At 59.0% G+C, this 14,556-nt stretch carries 16 protein-coding genes; 12 read left to right on the forward strand and 4 right to left on the reverse strand.

Annotated elements, in window-relative coordinates; genetic code table 11:
* The first annotated feature begins 24 nt into the window (after window positions 1-24).
* The 8 genes from PAF20_RS00870 to PAF20_RS00905 all read left to right on the forward strand — a co-directional run bounded on the left by PAF20_RS00870 (window position 25) and on the right by PAF20_RS00905 (window position 5,950).
* Window positions 25-990, forward strand: a complete 966-nt coding sequence (locus PAF20_RS00870; RefSeq protein WP_271071879.1) for an aspartate carbamoyltransferase catalytic subunit — start codon at window positions 25-27, stop codon at window positions 988-990.
* Window positions 983-1,546: an aspartate carbamoyltransferase catalytic subunit gene (locus PAF20_RS00875; RefSeq protein ID WP_271071880.1), complete on the forward strand. Its 564-nt coding sequence runs from the start codon at window positions 983-985 to the stop codon at window positions 1,544-1,546. Before PAF20_RS00870 ends, PAF20_RS00875 begins: the two co-directional genes overlap by 8 nt.
* Window positions 1,543-1,764, forward strand: coding sequence for a hypothetical protein (locus tag PAF20_RS00880; protein WP_271071881.1), 222 nt, complete (start codon window positions 1,543-1,545; stop codon window positions 1,762-1,764). The genes PAF20_RS00875 and PAF20_RS00880 overlap by 4 nt, the downstream gene beginning before the upstream one ends.
* On the forward strand, window positions 1,761-3,023 hold the full coding sequence (gene pyrC, locus PAF20_RS00885) for a dihydroorotase (protein ID WP_271071882.1): 1,263 nt from the start codon (window positions 1,761-1,763) through the stop codon (window positions 3,021-3,023). Before PAF20_RS00880 ends, pyrC begins: the two co-directional genes overlap by 4 nt.
* Entirely contained in the window at window positions 3,020-3,604 is a 585-nt protein-coding gene (gene plsY, locus PAF20_RS00890) for a glycerol-3-phosphate 1-O-acyltransferase PlsY (RefSeq protein ID WP_271071883.1), read from the forward strand. The genes pyrC and plsY overlap by 4 nt, the downstream gene beginning before the upstream one ends.
* A gap of 62 nt (window positions 3,605-3,666) precedes the next feature.
* A complete protein-coding gene (locus tag PAF20_RS00895; protein ID WP_271071884.1) occupies window positions 3,667-4,401 on the forward strand; it encodes a dienelactone hydrolase family protein in 735 nt (244 codons plus the stop codon).
* A 252-nt stretch (window positions 4,402-4,653) separates the two neighbouring features.
* On the forward strand, window positions 4,654-5,364 hold the full coding sequence (locus tag PAF20_RS00900; RefSeq protein ID WP_271071885.1) for an MlaA family lipoprotein: 711 nt from the start codon (window positions 4,654-4,656) through the stop codon (window positions 5,362-5,364).
* Entirely contained in the window at window positions 5,357-5,950 is a 594-nt protein-coding gene (locus PAF20_RS00905; RefSeq protein WP_271071886.1) for an MlaC/ttg2D family ABC transporter substrate-binding protein, read from the forward strand. Before PAF20_RS00900 ends, PAF20_RS00905 begins: the two co-directional genes overlap by 8 nt.
* A gap of 70 nt (window positions 5,951-6,020) precedes the next feature.
* Here the strand turns inward: PAF20_RS00905 and PAF20_RS00910 are convergent, their stop codons facing one another.
* A complete protein-coding gene (locus PAF20_RS00910) occupies window positions 6,021-8,387 on the reverse strand; it encodes a transglycosylase domain-containing protein (protein WP_271071887.1) in 2,367 nt (788 codons plus the stop codon).
* Window positions 8,388-8,656: 269 nt separating this feature from the next.
* Between PAF20_RS00910 and amt the strand changes: the two genes are divergently transcribed.
* Window positions 8,657-9,985, forward strand: a complete 1,329-nt coding sequence (gene amt, locus PAF20_RS00915) for an ammonium transporter (RefSeq protein ID WP_271071888.1) — start codon at window positions 8,657-8,659, stop codon at window positions 9,983-9,985.
* Between the two features lie 83 nt (window positions 9,986-10,068).
* On the opposite strand, the gene PAF20_RS00920 is transcribed toward amt, so the two are convergent.
* Window positions 10,069-11,067 carry a polyprenyl synthetase family protein gene (locus tag PAF20_RS00920; protein ID WP_271071889.1) on the reverse strand — a complete coding sequence of 333 codons (999 nt, stop codon included), beginning with the start codon at window positions 11,065-11,067 and terminating at the stop codon, window positions 10,069-10,071.
* Between the two features lie 70 nt (window positions 11,068-11,137).
* Between PAF20_RS00920 and PAF20_RS00925 the strand changes: the two genes are divergently transcribed.
* From PAF20_RS00925 to PAF20_RS00935, 3 genes are all read left to right on the forward strand, one after another.
* Window positions 11,138-11,347, forward strand: coding sequence for a putative signal transducing protein (locus tag PAF20_RS00925; RefSeq protein ID WP_271071890.1), 210 nt, complete (start codon window positions 11,138-11,140; stop codon window positions 11,345-11,347).
* Window positions 11,340-12,092, forward strand: coding sequence for a tRNA1(Val) (adenine(37)-N6)-methyltransferase (locus PAF20_RS00930; protein ID WP_271071891.1), 753 nt, complete (start codon window positions 11,340-11,342; stop codon window positions 12,090-12,092). Before PAF20_RS00925 ends, PAF20_RS00930 begins: the two co-directional genes overlap by 8 nt.
* Before the next feature lie 64 nt (window positions 12,093-12,156).
* Window positions 12,157-12,321 (forward strand): YdcH family protein, encoded by a 165-nt coding sequence (locus PAF20_RS00935; protein WP_271071892.1) that lies wholly within the window; start codon window positions 12,157-12,159, stop codon window positions 12,319-12,321.
* A 216-nt stretch (window positions 12,322-12,537) separates the two neighbouring features.
* On the opposite strand, the gene phbB is transcribed toward PAF20_RS00935, so the two are convergent.
* Together phbB and PAF20_RS00945 are read right to left on the reverse strand one after the other, a co-directional pair.
* Window positions 12,538-13,263, reverse strand: coding sequence for an acetoacetyl-CoA reductase (gene phbB / locus PAF20_RS00940; protein ID WP_271071893.1), 726 nt, complete (start codon window positions 13,261-13,263; stop codon window positions 12,538-12,540).
* 88 nt (window positions 13,264-13,351) lie between these two features.
* Window positions 13,352-14,524 carry an acetyl-CoA C-acetyltransferase gene (locus PAF20_RS00945; protein ID WP_271071894.1) on the reverse strand — a complete coding sequence of 391 codons (1,173 nt, stop codon included), beginning with the start codon at window positions 14,522-14,524 and terminating at the stop codon, window positions 13,352-13,354.
* Between the last annotated feature and the right edge of the window lie 32 nt (window positions 14,525-14,556).

Below are 14,556 nucleotides of genomic sequence, written 5' to 3' on the forward strand. Positions count from 1 at the left end.
CGCAAGTCCGCAAGAGGGGTACAGATGACGTTCCGCGCACGCCACCTGCTGGGTATCGAGCCCCTGTCACCACCGGAAATCACCTCTGTTCTCGACCTTGCCGAAAGCTATGTCGATCTGAACCGGCGCACGATCAAGCATTCGGATGCGCTTGAGGGTATGACACAGATTAACATGTTCTTCGAAAACTCGACCCGCACCCAGTCAAGCTTTGAACTGGCAGGCAAAAGGCTTGGTGCGGATGTGATGAATATGTCGGTCGCGCACTCGTCGGTGAAGAAGGGTGAGACGCTGATTGATACCGCGCTAACCCTGAACGCAATGCATCCCGATCTGCTGGTCGTGCGGCATCCTCAGTCAGGGGCGGTCAATCTGCTGGCGGAAAAGGTGAATTGCGCGGTCCTTAACGCGGGCGACGGACGGCATGAGCATCCGACGCAAGCCTTGCTGGACGCTTTGACGATAAGGCGTGCCAAGGGCCGCTTGCACCGTCTGACCGTGGCGATCTGCGGCGACATTGCGCACAGCAGGGTTGCGCGGTCGAATCTGATTTTGCTCGGCAAAATGGAGAGCAGAATTCGCCTTGTCGGGCCATCAACTCTGATGCCCTCGGGCGTGGGCGAGTTCGGCTGCGAGGTCTACGAGGATATGCGTGAGGGGCTTCAGGACGCAGACGTCGTCATGATGCTGCGCCTTCAGAGAGAACGGATGGATGGCGGTTTCATCCCGTCCGAGCGCGAATACTATCACCGCTGGGGGCTTGATGCCGACAAGCTGTCACATGCCAAGCCCGACGCAATTGTCATGCATCCAGGCCCGATGAACCGTGGCGTCGAAATCGACGGCACAATCGCCGATGACATCAACCGAAGCGTTATTCAGGATCAGGTCGAAATGGGCGTCGCCGTTCGCATGGCCGCGATGGACCTGCTGGCGCGAAACCTGCGGGCAGAGCGGGGGGCCAAAGCCTCTGGTGGCGATCATGTCTGAACCGGATCTTGTCAGCGCGTCAGAGGGCGCATCGTACCACCCCGGCTGGCAGGGCATTCTGGAGCCGGGCGAGCGTATTCTGTGGCAGGGGGAACCCGACAGCCGTTTCCGGCTTGAATTTAAAAGCCTTGGCGGCACGTTTCCGGCGCTCTTCTTCGTCTGTTTTTCGCTGTTCTGGATGTATCAGGCCGCGCAAGGCAGCATTTTCTTTGCAATGTTCGGCCTGTTCTTTCTTGTGATCGGTCTGCGTGATCTGCTGACCCCGATCTTTGGGCCTTCCTTCCTGCGCTCGCGGACATGGTATACGCTGACTGATCGCCGGGCGATTGTCGCGACGGATGTGCCGATGCGTGGTCGTAAGTTGAGCAGCTTTCCCATCGACCGCGATACGCCCGTTGAATATGTCGACGGCAATCCGCCCTCGATCTATTTCGGCCATTCAGCGGTAGATCGCAGCCAACGCGGCGGGTTTCAGTACATTGCTGATGCCGACAAGGTGATGGCAATGATCCGCGATATTCAGCGCACACCCACTGTAGATAGGGCCGACCCATGAGACAGACCAGCTTATGGGGCAAGCGGCGGTTGGCCTCATCGCCGATCACGAGCGAAGCAAGTTTTCGCATGTTCAAGGCCCACCGGTCATCACTCCGTTTTAACGAAAGGCCGCAAAAAGCTGCCTTCGTCCAAACTATCACGAACTGTTGCGAGGCAATCACCGACGCCCCGGAAGTTTTTGAGCTGCTGAAGCGCATCCAGAAGGACGCCGTATGATTCTGCATTTTACAAACGCCCGACTGATAGATCCGGCTTCTGATGACGTCGCAGAGGGCTCTCTGACCGTCGAAGATGGCTGCATCACGGCGCGAAATGAAGATGCGCCCGAGGGTGCCGAACTGGTCGATTGTGGGGGTCGTTGTCTGGCGCCCGGTATTGTGGACTGGGGCGTCAAGATCGGCGAGCCGGGCGAACGTCACAAGGAATCTTATGCCACCGCGGGTCGCGCCGCAGCGGCCGGTGGAGTGACGACAATGATCGTGCGTCCTGATACGCTGCCACCCGTCGACAGCCCGGAAAGCCTTGATTTTGTGATCAAACGCGCAAGCGATTCCGTCGTTCGGGTCAGGCATATGTCTGCGCTGACCAAGGCGCGCGACGGGCGCGAGATGGTGGAGATGGCGTTTCTGCGCGATGCGGGTGCCTTAGCTTTCACCGATGGCGTGCGGGTGGTGTCCGACAACAAGCTGCTGGGCCGCTGCATGACCTATGCAAAAGGGCTTGATGCTCTGATCGTCGGGCATCCGCAGGATCCGGGCCTTTCGAAAGGGGCAGCGGCCACAAAGGGGAAATTCGCCTCGCTCTACGGAATTCCCGATGTGTCGCATCTTGCGGAACGGATGGGGCTGGATCGGGACCTCAGTCTCGTTGCCATGACAGGCGGGCGCTACCACGCCGATCAGATCACGACAGCGGACGCGCTTCCTTCGCTGCGACGCGCGAAGGCTTCGGGGCTGGACGTGACCGCCGGCATCTCGATCCATCATCTGACACTGAACGAATTCGACGTCGGCGATTACCGAACCTTCTTCCGCTTCACACCGCCGCTGAGGTCAGAGGATGACCGGCTGGCGATGGTGCAAGCCGTGGCCGATGGCGATATAGACGTGATCGCATCCTTCCACACACCTCAGGACGAAGAATCAAAGCGGCTGCCCTTTGCCGAGGCTGCACCCGGCGCGGTCGGTTTGCAGACCTTGCTGCCTGCCGCGCTGCGGTTGTTCCATCAGGGCGGCCTCAGCCTGCCGCAGCTGTTCAGGGCACTGTCACGCAATCCTGCGCGTCGTCTCGGCCTGGACGGCGGGCGTCTGGATAGGGGCGCGCCCGCCGACCTTGTGCTGTTCGATCCGGATGCGCCGTTTATTCTTGACCGCTTTGCCTTGCTGTCGAAATCGAAAAACACGCCTTTCGACGGCGCAAGGATGCAGGGACGTGTTATTGGCACGTGGATTGGCGGCGAAAGGGTCTTCGGATGAGCGCAGTTATTTGGATCGTCCTCGGCTATCTCATCGGATCGATCCCGTTTGGCATCCTGATCACTCGGGCTCTTGGTCTTGGCGACTTACGGGCAATCGGCTCTGGAAATATCGGCGCGACGAATGTGCTGCGTACAGGAAACAAGCCAGCTGCGCTTGCGACTTTGCTGCTGGATAGCGGCAAGGGAGCGATTGCAGTGCTTCTTGGTCGTTATTTTGGCGGGGAAGCCGCCGGTATTCTGGCGGGTGCCGCTGCTTTTCTGGGGCACTGCTTTCCTGTCTGGCTGGGTTTTCGCGGCGGCAAGGGCGTTGCAACCTTTCTGGGAACGCTGATCGCAATGTCATGGCCTGTGGGGCTGATCGCCTGCGCGACATGGCTGGCGGTTGCGGTGATCAGCCGGATCAGTTCGCTTTCAGCTTTGGTCGCTGCGGCGTCTGCGCCATTGGTCGCGCTGATCGCGGGCCAAGGTGCCGTTGCCGGGGCTGCACTGTTCATGACCGCGCTGATTTTCCTGCGCCATCGCCAGAACATCGAGCGTATCCTTGGCGGAACAGAGCCGCGGATCGGCCGCAGGGACTGAGTGTTCGGAACCCCGCAGCCTGTTTTTCCGTTGGCCTTTGTGGAGACAATGGGAGAAGCGGGATGAAACATGCTTTGACGGCAATTGTCGTTCTGGCCTCAACGCCTGCATTCGCAGGCGAGGTCGTCGAATACACTTCGGATGATCGCGAGTTCGAAGGCTACGTTGCCAAGGCGGATAGCCCAAGGGGATCGGTCGTCATCATACACGACTGGGACGGGCTGACGGATTATGAAAAGCAGCGCGCCGATATGCTGGCCGAACAGGGCTATAACGCCTTTGCGATTGATCTTTACGGCAAGGGCGTCAGGCCCGATTCGCCCGAGGCGAACCGTGCCGAGACCGAGAAGCTGTATTCCGACAGGGAGATGATGCGGACATTAATGACTGCGGGTCTGGAAGCTGCCGCCAGCAACGATGTCGCAACGCCGGTCGTGGCGGGTTATTGCTTTGGCGGTGCTGCTGCATTGGAATTGGCGCGGATGCAGCCAGATGGCGTGTCAGGATATGCGACTTTCCACGGCGGTCTGGAAACACCGGAAGGACAGGATTACAGCGCGGCTAAGGCGCCGATCCGGGTCTATCATGGCGGCGCGGATGAGAACCCCGACATGGCGACTTTCGCGAACTTCCTGACCGAACTCGAGGAAGCCGGGACGCCCTATGAAGCCGAGGTTTACGCGGGTGCGCCACATGCCTTCACGGTCTTCGGCTCTGATCGGTATCGCGAAGAGGCTGATCAGAAAAGCTGGGCGGACTTTCTGACGTTTCTGGGTGAGGTCAATCCGGGTCCGTAGCGTATGACCCAGGCCGGGAATAAAGGTGCGGCCCTGGGGTTGCGGGCAATCGTGCGCTATCCGAAGATCCGTTGATCCCTTTACCATGGCAGTCATTTGATCTTTGCACACAGAAACGTTTAACCATCCGGCTTGTTTGAGCACGCCGCAAGCTCTATTGCGCGTCCAACAAGTGTCGACAACTGGAACCGACACATCGCCAACTCTGAGGTTCGCAAAGAAATGCTTGCAAGATCGTTATCGCCAGCATGTATGTTGGTTGCCCTGACGCTGGCTGCGTGTTCAACTGCGACTGACGGAGAGGTTAACGATCCGTATGAGGGCGCGAACCGCCGTGTCCATGCATTTAACAAGGGGCTGGACAACAATGTTGTGAAGCCGCTGACATCACCTCTGCGCGGCGGTGAAAACGACACGTCCGAGGGGCCGATGACGGTCGTGTCCAATGTCGGCAGCAACCTTTCACTGCCCGGGAAGGTGGTAAATGGCTTGCTGCAGGGCCGGCCCCAGCGGGCGGCGCAGAATGCCGGTCGGTTTATCGTCAACACGACACTGGGCATGGGCGGTATCCATGATCCGGCCGGGAATGAGTTCGGCCTGACAGAGGTTGATACCGACTTCGGTGAAACGCTGCATGTCTGGGGTGTTCCGGAAGGCGCCTATCTGGAGCTTCCCCTGATCGGCCCGTCGACTGAACGCGATGCCGCGGGCAGGGTTGTGGATTTTGTCATCGATCCGCTCGATCACATGATCGGAGAGCGTGAGGCAAAGGTCGCGACGGTCGTGCGACTGGGTTCAAAAGCAGGTGACCGCGCACGATTTGGGGATACTATCGACTCGATTTTGCATGAGAGTGCGGACAGCTATGCTCAAACGCGATTGCTGTATCTTCAGCACCGCAGATACGAACTCGGGATGGAAGGCGAGGCCTATGACCCCTATGAAGACCCTTACGATGAATAGCAGCCGTCGCGGCTTCCTTGGCCTGCTGGGCGCAGGCGCGGCATTCGTGGCGATGCCTGCCTGGGCGCTGACCACCGATCAGGCGAGCGCGCTTGTCCGGAAATCGCTGAACGAAGTCTACGCCGTGATCAACTCCGGCAAGCAGCCCGCGCAGATGTACAAGGACTTCGAGGCCATCTTTGCCCGCTACGCCGATGTGGATGTCATCGCCCGCTCTGCGCTTGGCCCGACCGCGCGCCAGTTGAGCGCGCAGCAATTCGCGGCCTACAAGCAAGCGTTTCAAGGCTATATCGGTCGCAAATATGGTGCCCGTTTCCGTGAGTTCATAGGCTCTCAGATCGAGGTGACCGGCGCTCGGCAGGTCAAATCATTCTATGCCGTCACTTCTGTCGCCAGGCTCAATGGCCGCGCGCCGATGACGGTGGAGTGGCATGTGTCCGACAAATCGGGGCAGAGCAAGTATTTCAACATCATCATTGAAGGCGTGAACATGCTGGCGTCTGAGCGTGCCGAGATTGCGGCGCTGCTTTCCGCCAATGGTGGCGATGTCGCGGCGCTGACGGCGGCACTTCAACAGGCTGGCTGAGCGTTAGTCATCCGCAAGAAAAAAGAAAAGGGCGCGTCCCAACGGCGCGCCCTTTTGGTTTTCAGTGAGTTCAGTTGAGGCCCTCGATCCCTCGCAACGCATCGCTCAAAGGATCGCTGTCGGGGTTCTCCGGCGCGTTGGTGACGCCCCTGGATGGGTTGGGGGAACTGACATTGATCTGTTGCTCCGGTGCAGCGTTGCCCGGCTGGCTGGTCGTTTGCTGCGCTGCCGTGCTGGCCTGACCAAGTGCTGCGCTCAGCGCGTCGGCAAGCGGTTCGCCCGAACCTTGCACGATCGGCTGACCGGCTGGCGCGCCGGGGCTGTCACCAGCCATATTGCTCAGCGCCGCGCTGAGGGCATCGGCAAGCGCATCGTCACCGCGAACGGACGGCGCAACGCCATCGCCGATACGAGAGCCCTCGTCGCCCACGAAGCGACCCAGCGGTTCGTTCGGCAGACCTTCATGGATGTCGTTCATGACCGCCTGCCAGATTTCGGCAGGCAACCCGCCGCCTGTCACACCCGTCAACGGTGTGTTGTCGTCGTAACCCATCCAGACGCCGGTGACATACTGGTCGGTAAAGCCGATGAACCAAGCGTCACGATAAGAAGAGGTCGTCCCGGTCTTGCCGGCGGCATCACGCTCACCGAGTTTCGCGCGGCCACCGGTGCCGTTCTGTATCACCTGCCGCATCATCGCGATCAGATTGCCGGCAGATTGCTGAGAAACCACCCGCTGACCCATGCCGCCGGTTTGGGCGATCATCGGGCTGTCTTCGCCACGGATACGCAGTTCAACCACGCCGTAAGGCCGGACGGCACGCCCGCCGTTGCGAATACCGGCATAGGCGCCGGTCATTTCCAGCAGGGTCGAGTCAAAGACGCCAAGGCCAAGAGAAGGCACATTGGGCAGATCGGTGCCGACGCCGAATTCCTCGGCGATGCGCAGCACGGAATCGCGTCCGGCCTTTTCCTGCAAGCGGATGGTTGCGGTGTTCAGCGACTGCGACAGCGCGCGGGTCAGCGTCACATCGCCATAATAGCGGCGGGTGTAGTTCTGCGGCGACCAGTTACGGATCGTCAGCGGCCCGTCGTGCACGAGGCTATCGGGCGTCATCCCTTGATCCAGAGCGGCTGCGTAAACGAACGGCTTGAACGAAGAGCCTGTCTGCCTTTTGGCCTGTGTGGCGCGGTTGAAAACGCCCTGAACAATCGTATCGCGGCCGCCGATCATGGCCCGCACAGCGCCATCAGCAGACAGCACGACGACAGCAGCCTCTGCCTTGGAGCCTTCCTTGACCTTCTCATCGAAGATGCGCTTCAGCGCCCGTTCCGCTGCCTGCTGCACCTTCTGATCGAACGTCGTCAGGATGGTCACATCTTCGGTGGTTTCGGTGGTCAGGAAACCCGGCCCCGATTCCATCAGCCAGTCGGCAAAATAACCGCCTGCCCGCGCCTGTGCCGCCTGGGAAAGCACAGCCGGATTGGCTTTTGCCTGCTCGAATTCGGCATCCGAAATGCGGCTTTGTTCATGCATCAGGGTCAGCACCACATTGGCGCGATCCTGCGCACGCTGGATGTCAGAGGTCGGTGCGAAATAGCTGGGTGCTTTCAGCAAGCCGGCAAGCATCGCCGATTCGGCGACCGTCACCTCATTCGCGTGTTTGCCGAAATAGCGCTCTGACGCGGCCTCGAAACCGCGCGCCCCGCCGCCGAGATAGGAACGGTTCATATAGATGTTCAGAATCTCGTCCTTGGAGTACTTAAGCTCCATGGCGAAGGAATATGGCACCTCTTTGATCTTCCGCCAAAGGCTGGAAGTTCGGCATTCGGCTTCATACTCCGCTTCATCCTTCCAGCGGGTGGGATCGAAGGATTCGCCGAGGCACAGCAGCTTCGATACCTGCTGTGTGATGGTAGAGCCCCCATTGCCTTCAAGTGGGCCACGCCCTGCGGCCATGTTGATCTTGATGGCACTGGCGATACCGCGCGGGTCAATGCCCAGATGGCTGTAGAAACGCTTGTCCTCCGTCGCGACAACGGCGTCGCGCAGCGATGGCGCGATCTGATCGGGTGTGACGGTGCCGAATGTTTCGCCGCGCCATGCAAAGACTTTGCCTTCGCGGTCCAGCATGGTCACGCCGCCACGGGCACGACCGTCGAACAGGGCAGACGCTTCGGGAAGCTGGGAATAATAGAAGAAGGTCGCCAGACCGATGATCAGGAAGACGGCAAGAACCGAAAACCAGACGGTTCTGAAAATCGTCTTCCAGATCAGCGAGAAGAAACCCGTCACGCCGCGTGTAATTGCATTGCCCCTACGTACCGGTGCGCGACGACCGCGTTTGCCCTTTGGCGATTTGCCAGAGGGTTTTGTCGGGTTTGAATAACGCCGTTCCGCCACCACTGGGCGGCGCTTCCGGGGTGTTTCTGCCATATGCCTGTGTTCCTGCGCGACCGGTTCTGCCAGCCTGATTGACGACAGCATACACGACGAGATCGGTGTTGCGAAGTCAAATGACCTGTATGTGACCTGCACGCAGAATGGGCAATCGCGCGAATTCATGCCTGTAATCCGGGCGCTTCAGGATTTCGAGGCTGAATTTCACGCCGTTTGCTTGAGGATCGGGCAGTTCAGTCGCCTCGTGGGCGGGATGCCGCCGGTGCTTTGTTGCGGGCGGAACTGGCCCGAACAGAGGTAAACGCATGCTCAAAAAGATCCCCTCGACTGCGATGGTGGCTGTGCTTTTCGCACTTCCAGCCGCTGCCCAAGAGGCATCCGCCGAGGCGGCACCTGCGGTAAACGCGGACGTCGCCTTCATTTTCAACACGCTGCTGTTTCTGATCGGTGGCTTCCTTGTCATGTGGATGGCAGCGGGCTTTGCCATGCTGGAGGCGGGCCTGGTGCGGTCCAAGAATGTGACCACGCAGCTTTTCAAGAACATCTCTCTGTTTGCGATTGCGGGGATCATGTTCTGGCTGATTGGCTATAACTTGATGTATCCCAGCGATGGATGGACCATTCCGAATGTCATCGGCCAGATATTCTCGCCCAAATCGATTGATCCGGTTGGTGCGGGCGATGCCGCCGCAGGCTACTCGGCCGGTTCGGACTTTTTCTTCCAATTGATGTTCTGTGCGACGACCGCATCAATCGTTTCTGGCACGCTGGCCGAGCGCATCAAGCTTTGGCCCTTCATGATCTTCACCGTGATTCTGACTGGCCTGATCTATCCCATCGAGGCATCATGGGAATGGGGCGAAGGCTGGCTGGATCAGCGAGGCTTCTCGGACTTCGCAGGCTCAACCCTTGTTCATGCCGCTGGCGGCTTCGCTGCACTGGCCGGGGCTGTGGTGCTTGGTCCGCGCCTTGGGAAATATCGCGCGGATGGCCGGATGCAGCCGATGCCGGGTTCTAATCTGGCGCTCGCCACGCTGGGTACGTTCATCCTGTGGCTTGGCTGGTTTGGTTTCAACGGCGGTTCGCAGCTTGCGCTTGGCAGTGTGAATGATGCCGCCGATGTCAGCCGTATCTTCGTGAACACAAATGCAGCGGCATCCGCAGGTGTCGTCGCCGCGATTGTCACGACCCAACTGATGTTCGGCAAGATCGACCTGACGATGGTGCTCAATGGGGCGCTTGCCGGTCTGGTGGCCATCACGGCAGAGCCGCTGGCGCCTTCGATCTTTGGATCGCTATTGATCGGTGCGGTCGGTGGTGTCATCGCCGTGGTCGTCGTGCCCTTGCTTGACAAGCTCAAGATTGACGATGTCGTCGGCGCCATCCCGGTTCACCTCTGTGCGGGTATCTGGGGAACGCTGATCGTTCCGGCCTCTAACGGCGATGCAAGCTATAGTGTTCAGGCGCTTGGCGTCATCGCCATCGGTGCATTCGTCTTCGTCCTCAGCTATGCTATTTGGATGATCCTGAATGCAACGATGGGTATCCGCGTCAGCGAAGAGGCAGAAATCACCGGCCTGGATGTCAGCGAAATGGGTATGGAAGCCTATCCTGACTTCGTTCAGGCGAAGTAACGCAGATCAGGCCCTGATACATTAAATCAATGGCGTCGCAGTGATATGCGGCGCCATTTCTGTTCGTTTGGCGACCAAGGGTGTCAGGTAATTCGGGCGACGACGAAATCGGCAAGATCGCTGAGGATCGGCCTCAACTCATGATCCGGCAATGAGGGCAGGGCATTGCGCGCACGGGCCGCCCATGCAAACGCATCCTCTCTCGCAGCATCAAGCGCGCCGCGTTTCAACAGGATCTCTATCGCCTGCTCGAGGTCGCCATCGGCCTGATTGCCCTGTTCAATCGTGCGGCGCCAGAACTCACGCTCTTGGCTGTCCGCCTGTGCAACCGCCTTAATGACAGGCAGGGTCAGCTTGCGTTCCCGGAAATCGTCACCCGTGTTCTTTCCGATTGATGCCGAGGTGCCGCCGTAATCCAGCAGGTCATCGGCAATCTGGAAAGCGATACCAAGCGCATCGCCATAGTCGAACAATGCGCGGACCTGGCTTTCCTGTGCCGAGGCGATCACGCCACCGACTTCTGTCGCGGCAGAAAAAAGCGCCGCTGTTTTGCCGCGAACAACCTGAAGATAGATCGCTTCATCCGTCGCCAGATCCTGTGCTGCGGTGAGTTGTAACACCTCGCCTTCGGATATGGTCGCAGACGCATTAGACAGGATTTCCAATACCCGCATGACGCCCGTTTCAGTCATCAACTGAAAGGCGCGGGCCAGCAGGTAGTCGCCAACCAGAACGCTGGATTTGTTGTCCCATAACAGGTTGGCTGTCGGTCTTCCCCTTCGCTGCTCGCTTTCGTCGACCACGTCATCATGCAAAAGCGTGGCGGTATGAATAAACTCTACCGTCGCAGCCAAGTGTACGTGATAGGGACCCTGATAGCCGCAAAGTTTGGCGGCCGCCAAGGTCAGCATCGGGCGAAGTCGCTTGCCGCCCGCCTCAACCAGATGGGCTGTGACCTCGGGTATGCGTGGCGCGTGGCGCGATGCCATGCGTTCGCGGATCAGGTCATTGACCGCCGCCATCTCGGATTCGAGTTCGCGAGACAGGCGATCCATTGGGCTATCGGCGACGGCTGCATCCATGGTTAATCCTTTCGTAACTGCAATTGCCACGCGATGGACAGCCGCGCAACCGCCCGCTAGCGTTACGGGCATGAAAGAAGTGCTGAAAACCACAGATCCGGTGCGGTTAATGCGCGCACAGGACGTTTTGCGCGCCGATGGCATTGAAACCTATGCGCTCGATCAGCACATGAGCGTGCTGGAGGGTTCCATAGGCATCCTGCCAAGACGGCTGATGGTGGCTGATCGGGATTTATTCATCGCCACGTCGATTCTGCGAGAGCATGGGTTGAATGACTGAAACTCGTGTGGATGCGTTTCTGGGTGGGCGATTGCAGATTGAGCAGCCCGTTGCCGGGTATCGGGCCGGCGCCGACGCAGTGATGCTGGGGGCGGCATGTCCGGCGAGCACCGGCGATAAGGTCCTTGAACTGGGCTGTGGGGCAGGGGTGGCGTCGCTTTGCGTTGCTGCGCGTGTTCCTGACGTCGAACTCGTCGGGATCGAACGTGACCCGGATTATGCTATGCTCGCTGCGGCCAATGCCAGGCGAAACGAGATTGAGATGCGGGTGATCAATGCGGATTTGGTCGATTTGCCACAGGACCTGCGCGAAACATCGTTTGATCAGGTAATCATGAATCCGCCCTTTTTCGCCTCTGGCACCAGATCGAAAGATGACAGCCGTTCCGGTCCTCGGCACGAACAAACCCCATTGCACGAATGGATTGACGCGGGACTTCGGCGTTTGCGCGTCGGCGGAAAGATCACCATCATTCATCTGACGGAGAGATTGGGTGGTATACTTGCCACTCTGACAGCGCGCGCGGGGGATATCACAATCCTGCCGATTGCTGCGCGCCACGGTCGTGAGGCAGGGCGCCTGATTGTTCAGGCGCGCAAAGGCTCTAAGGGAAAGCTGCGCTTGTTGGCGCCCTTCATCATGCATGGAAATGCTACGCATGAAGCAGATGGTGAAGATCTCAGCACCACCGCGCAGCAGGTTTTGCGGCATAGTGCCGCCCTTATCCTGCCGCACCCCGATTAATCGTGACAGAATCAAACTTCTGTGCTGCAATCAAGGTGTTCGATAAGCGTACAGGAGGATGAAGATGACGGTCGATGCTCACATCGAGAAGCTCCGTGAAAAGCATGACAAGGTCTCCAGGGCGGTGGAGCAGGCGCAGCGCGCGCCAGGCAGTTCCGATTTCGAGATTGCCGAGCTGAAGCGCGAAAAACTGCGCCTGAAGGAAGAAATTACGCGCCTTAACGCCTGAACAGTTTATCAGTGACAGACCGGCCCGTGCGTTTTGCGCGGGCCTTTTCTTTTGCAGATTGCCTTTGCCGCAAAATGGCGAACTGCAAAAGCAACGAATATCGGCAAGCCATCGATTGATCCGCCGCAAACATGTCTAACCAGGGCTTTGTCCGTCGAGCAATGAAAAAAACCGGCCCTGCAGAAAGGGCCGGCATTCTGTTCGGTTACCGCAATGTCAGGAGAAGTACTGCGCGCCGTTTGCGGAGATCGTCGAGCCGGTGATAAAGCCGGAATCTTCCGATGCCAGGAACACGACGCAACGAGCAATCTCTTCCGGCTCGCCCAGACGTCCAACGGGAATCTGCGGAATGATGCGCTCATTCAGGACTTTTTCGTCGATGGCGCGGACCATTTCTGTGCCGATATAGCCGGGTGCGATCGCATTGACCGTTATCCCGGCCCGCGCACCTTCCTGCGCCAGAGCACGGGTGAAGCCGATATCGCCAGCCTTCGCCGCAGAATAGTTTGCCTGCCCGGCCTGGCCTTTTTGGCCATTGATCGAGCTGATATTGACAATTCTACCGAATTTCCGGTCACGCATTCCACCCCAGACGCCGTGCGTCATGTTGAACAGGCCCGTCAGGTTTGTATCGATGACCTCTTTCCATTGCTGGGGCGTCATCTTGTGGAACATCGCATCACGCGTAATCCCGGCATTGTTGACCAGCACGCCGACCGGCCCAAGCTCTTCCTCGATCTGCTTGATGCCATTCGCGCAGGCGTCGTAGTCGGCAACGTCCCATTTGTAGGTCTTGATGCCAGTGTCATCTGAGAAGGTCTTTGCAGCTTCGTCATTGCCAGCATAGCTTGCGGCGACGTTATAGCCGGCCTCTTTCAGGGCCTTGGAGATGGCTGCGCCGATCCCGCGCGACCCCCCTGTTACAATAGCTGTTTTGGTCATGTTCCCCCCTTTTCGCAAATGAACCCGTTAAAATATTGCTACCTGTATTGCGCCCTGCGCGCAAGATCATTGCGCGCAGGGCGGGCGGTCAACGTTCCACGCAGAGCGCAACACCCATCCCGCCGCCGATACACAGCGTGGCAAGACCCTTCTTCGCATCGCGCCGGGCCATTTCGAACAGCAGCGTGTTCAGAACGCGTGCGCCCGATGCGCCGATTGGGTGGCCGATGGCAATCGCACCGCCGTTCACGTTTACGATCGACGGGTCCCAGCCCATGTCTTTATTGACGGCCAGAGCCTGGGCTGCAAAAGCCTCATTCGCTTCGACCAGATCAAGATCGGCAACTTTCCAGCCAGCCTTTTCAAGTGCCTTGCGACTGGCCGGGATCGGACCCGTACCCATGATCGCCGGATCAAGGCCCGCAGTCGCATAGGATGCAATCCGGGCCAGCGGGGTCAGTCCGCGACGCGATGCCTCTTCTTCGGTCATAACCATGACCGCCGCCGCACCATCGTTCAGCCCCGACGCATTGCCGGCTGTGACCGATCCATCCTTTGTGAATGCAGGGCGCAGCTTCTGCATCGCCTCGATATTCGCACCTTCGCGAATATATTCGTCATCTTCGACCACAACGTCGCCCTTACGGCCCTTGACCGTGAAGGGAACAATCTCGTCCTTGAATTTTCCGGCTTTTTTGGCTGCTTCGGCCTTGTTCTGGCTGGCAACAGCGAACTCATCCTGAGCGTCGCGGCTGATCTCCCATTTTTCGGCCACATTTTCTGCGGTCTGGCCCATATGGTAGTTGTTGAACGCGTCCCAGAGCCCGTCCCTGATCATCGTGTCGACCATTTTCATGTCGCCCATTTTCTGTCCGCTGCGCAGGAAAGCCGCGTGCGAAGAAAGCGACATCGACTCCTGCCCGCCCGCAAGGACGACCTGCGCATCACCCAGAATGACCTGCTGCGCAGCCAGAGCCACGGCACGCAGCCCGGAACCGCAGACCTGATTGATCAGCCAAGCCGGCGATTCTTTCGGCAGACCGGCATTGATGTGTGCCTGTCGGCCGGGGTTCTGCCCCTGACCTGCCGTCAATACCTGACCAAGGATCGTTTCGCTGACTTCTGCAGGGTCAATACCGGCGCGTTTCACAACCTCTGCCAGAACGGCGGCACCGAGATCATGCGCGGGAACGTTTGCAAATGATCCGAGGAAGCTGCCCACGGGTGTGCGTGCGGCAGATACAATAACGGCGTTGGTCATGAGATTTTCCCCTCCGGTAATCTTGCTGTGAA

The organism is Paracoccus albus, assembly GCF_027913035.1.
In the GTDB taxonomy this organism is placed as follows: Bacteria; Pseudomonadota; Alphaproteobacteria; order Rhodobacterales; family Rhodobacteraceae; genus Paracoccus; species Paracoccus albus.

Excerpts from the sequence above, each read along its gene's own strand:
- PAF20_RS00870 (WP_271071879.1), top strand. The coding sequence starts at position 25 with ATGACGTTCCGCGCACGCCACCTGCTGGGTATCGAGCCCCTGTCACCA.
- PAF20_RS00875 (WP_271071880.1), top strand. The coding sequence starts at position 983 with ATGTCTGAACCGGATCTTGTCAGCGCGTCAGAGGGCGCATCGTACCAC.
- PAF20_RS00880 (WP_271071881.1), top strand. The coding sequence starts at position 1,543 with ATGAGACAGACCAGCTTATGGGGCAAGCGGCGGTTGGCCTCATCGCCG.
- pyrC (WP_271071882.1), top strand. The coding sequence starts at position 1,761 with ATGATTCTGCATTTTACAAACGCCCGACTGATAGATCCGGCTTCTGAT.
- plsY (WP_271071883.1), top strand. The coding sequence starts at position 3,020 with ATGAGCGCAGTTATTTGGATCGTCCTCGGCTATCTCATCGGATCGATC.
- PAF20_RS00895 (WP_271071884.1), top strand. The coding sequence starts at position 3,667 with ATGAAACATGCTTTGACGGCAATTGTCGTTCTGGCCTCAACGCCTGCA.
- PAF20_RS00900 (WP_271071885.1), top strand. The coding sequence starts at position 4,654 with ATGTTGGTTGCCCTGACGCTGGCTGCGTGTTCAACTGCGACTGACGGA.
- PAF20_RS00905 (WP_271071886.1), top strand. The coding sequence starts at position 5,357 with ATGAATAGCAGCCGTCGCGGCTTCCTTGGCCTGCTGGGCGCAGGCGCG.
- PAF20_RS00910 (WP_271071887.1), bottom strand. The coding sequence starts at position 8,387 with ATGGCAGAAACACCCCGGAAGCGCCGCCCAGTGGTGGCGGAACGGCGT.
- amt (WP_271071888.1), top strand. The coding sequence starts at position 8,657 with ATGCTCAAAAAGATCCCCTCGACTGCGATGGTGGCTGTGCTTTTCGCA.
- PAF20_RS00920 (WP_271071889.1), bottom strand. The coding sequence starts at position 11,067 with ATGGATGCAGCCGTCGCCGATAGCCCAATGGATCGCCTGTCTCGCGAA.
- PAF20_RS00925 (WP_271071890.1), top strand. The coding sequence starts at position 11,138 with ATGAAAGAAGTGCTGAAAACCACAGATCCGGTGCGGTTAATGCGCGCA.
- PAF20_RS00930 (WP_271071891.1), top strand. The coding sequence starts at position 11,340 with ATGACTGAAACTCGTGTGGATGCGTTTCTGGGTGGGCGATTGCAGATT.
- PAF20_RS00935 (WP_271071892.1), top strand. The coding sequence starts at position 12,157 with ATGACGGTCGATGCTCACATCGAGAAGCTCCGTGAAAAGCATGACAAG.
- phbB (WP_271071893.1), bottom strand. The coding sequence starts at position 13,263 with ATGACCAAAACAGCTATTGTAACAGGGGGGTCGCGCGGGATCGGCGCA.
- PAF20_RS00945 (WP_271071894.1), bottom strand. The coding sequence starts at position 14,524 with ATGACCAACGCCGTTATTGTATCTGCCGCACGCACACCCGTGGGCAGC.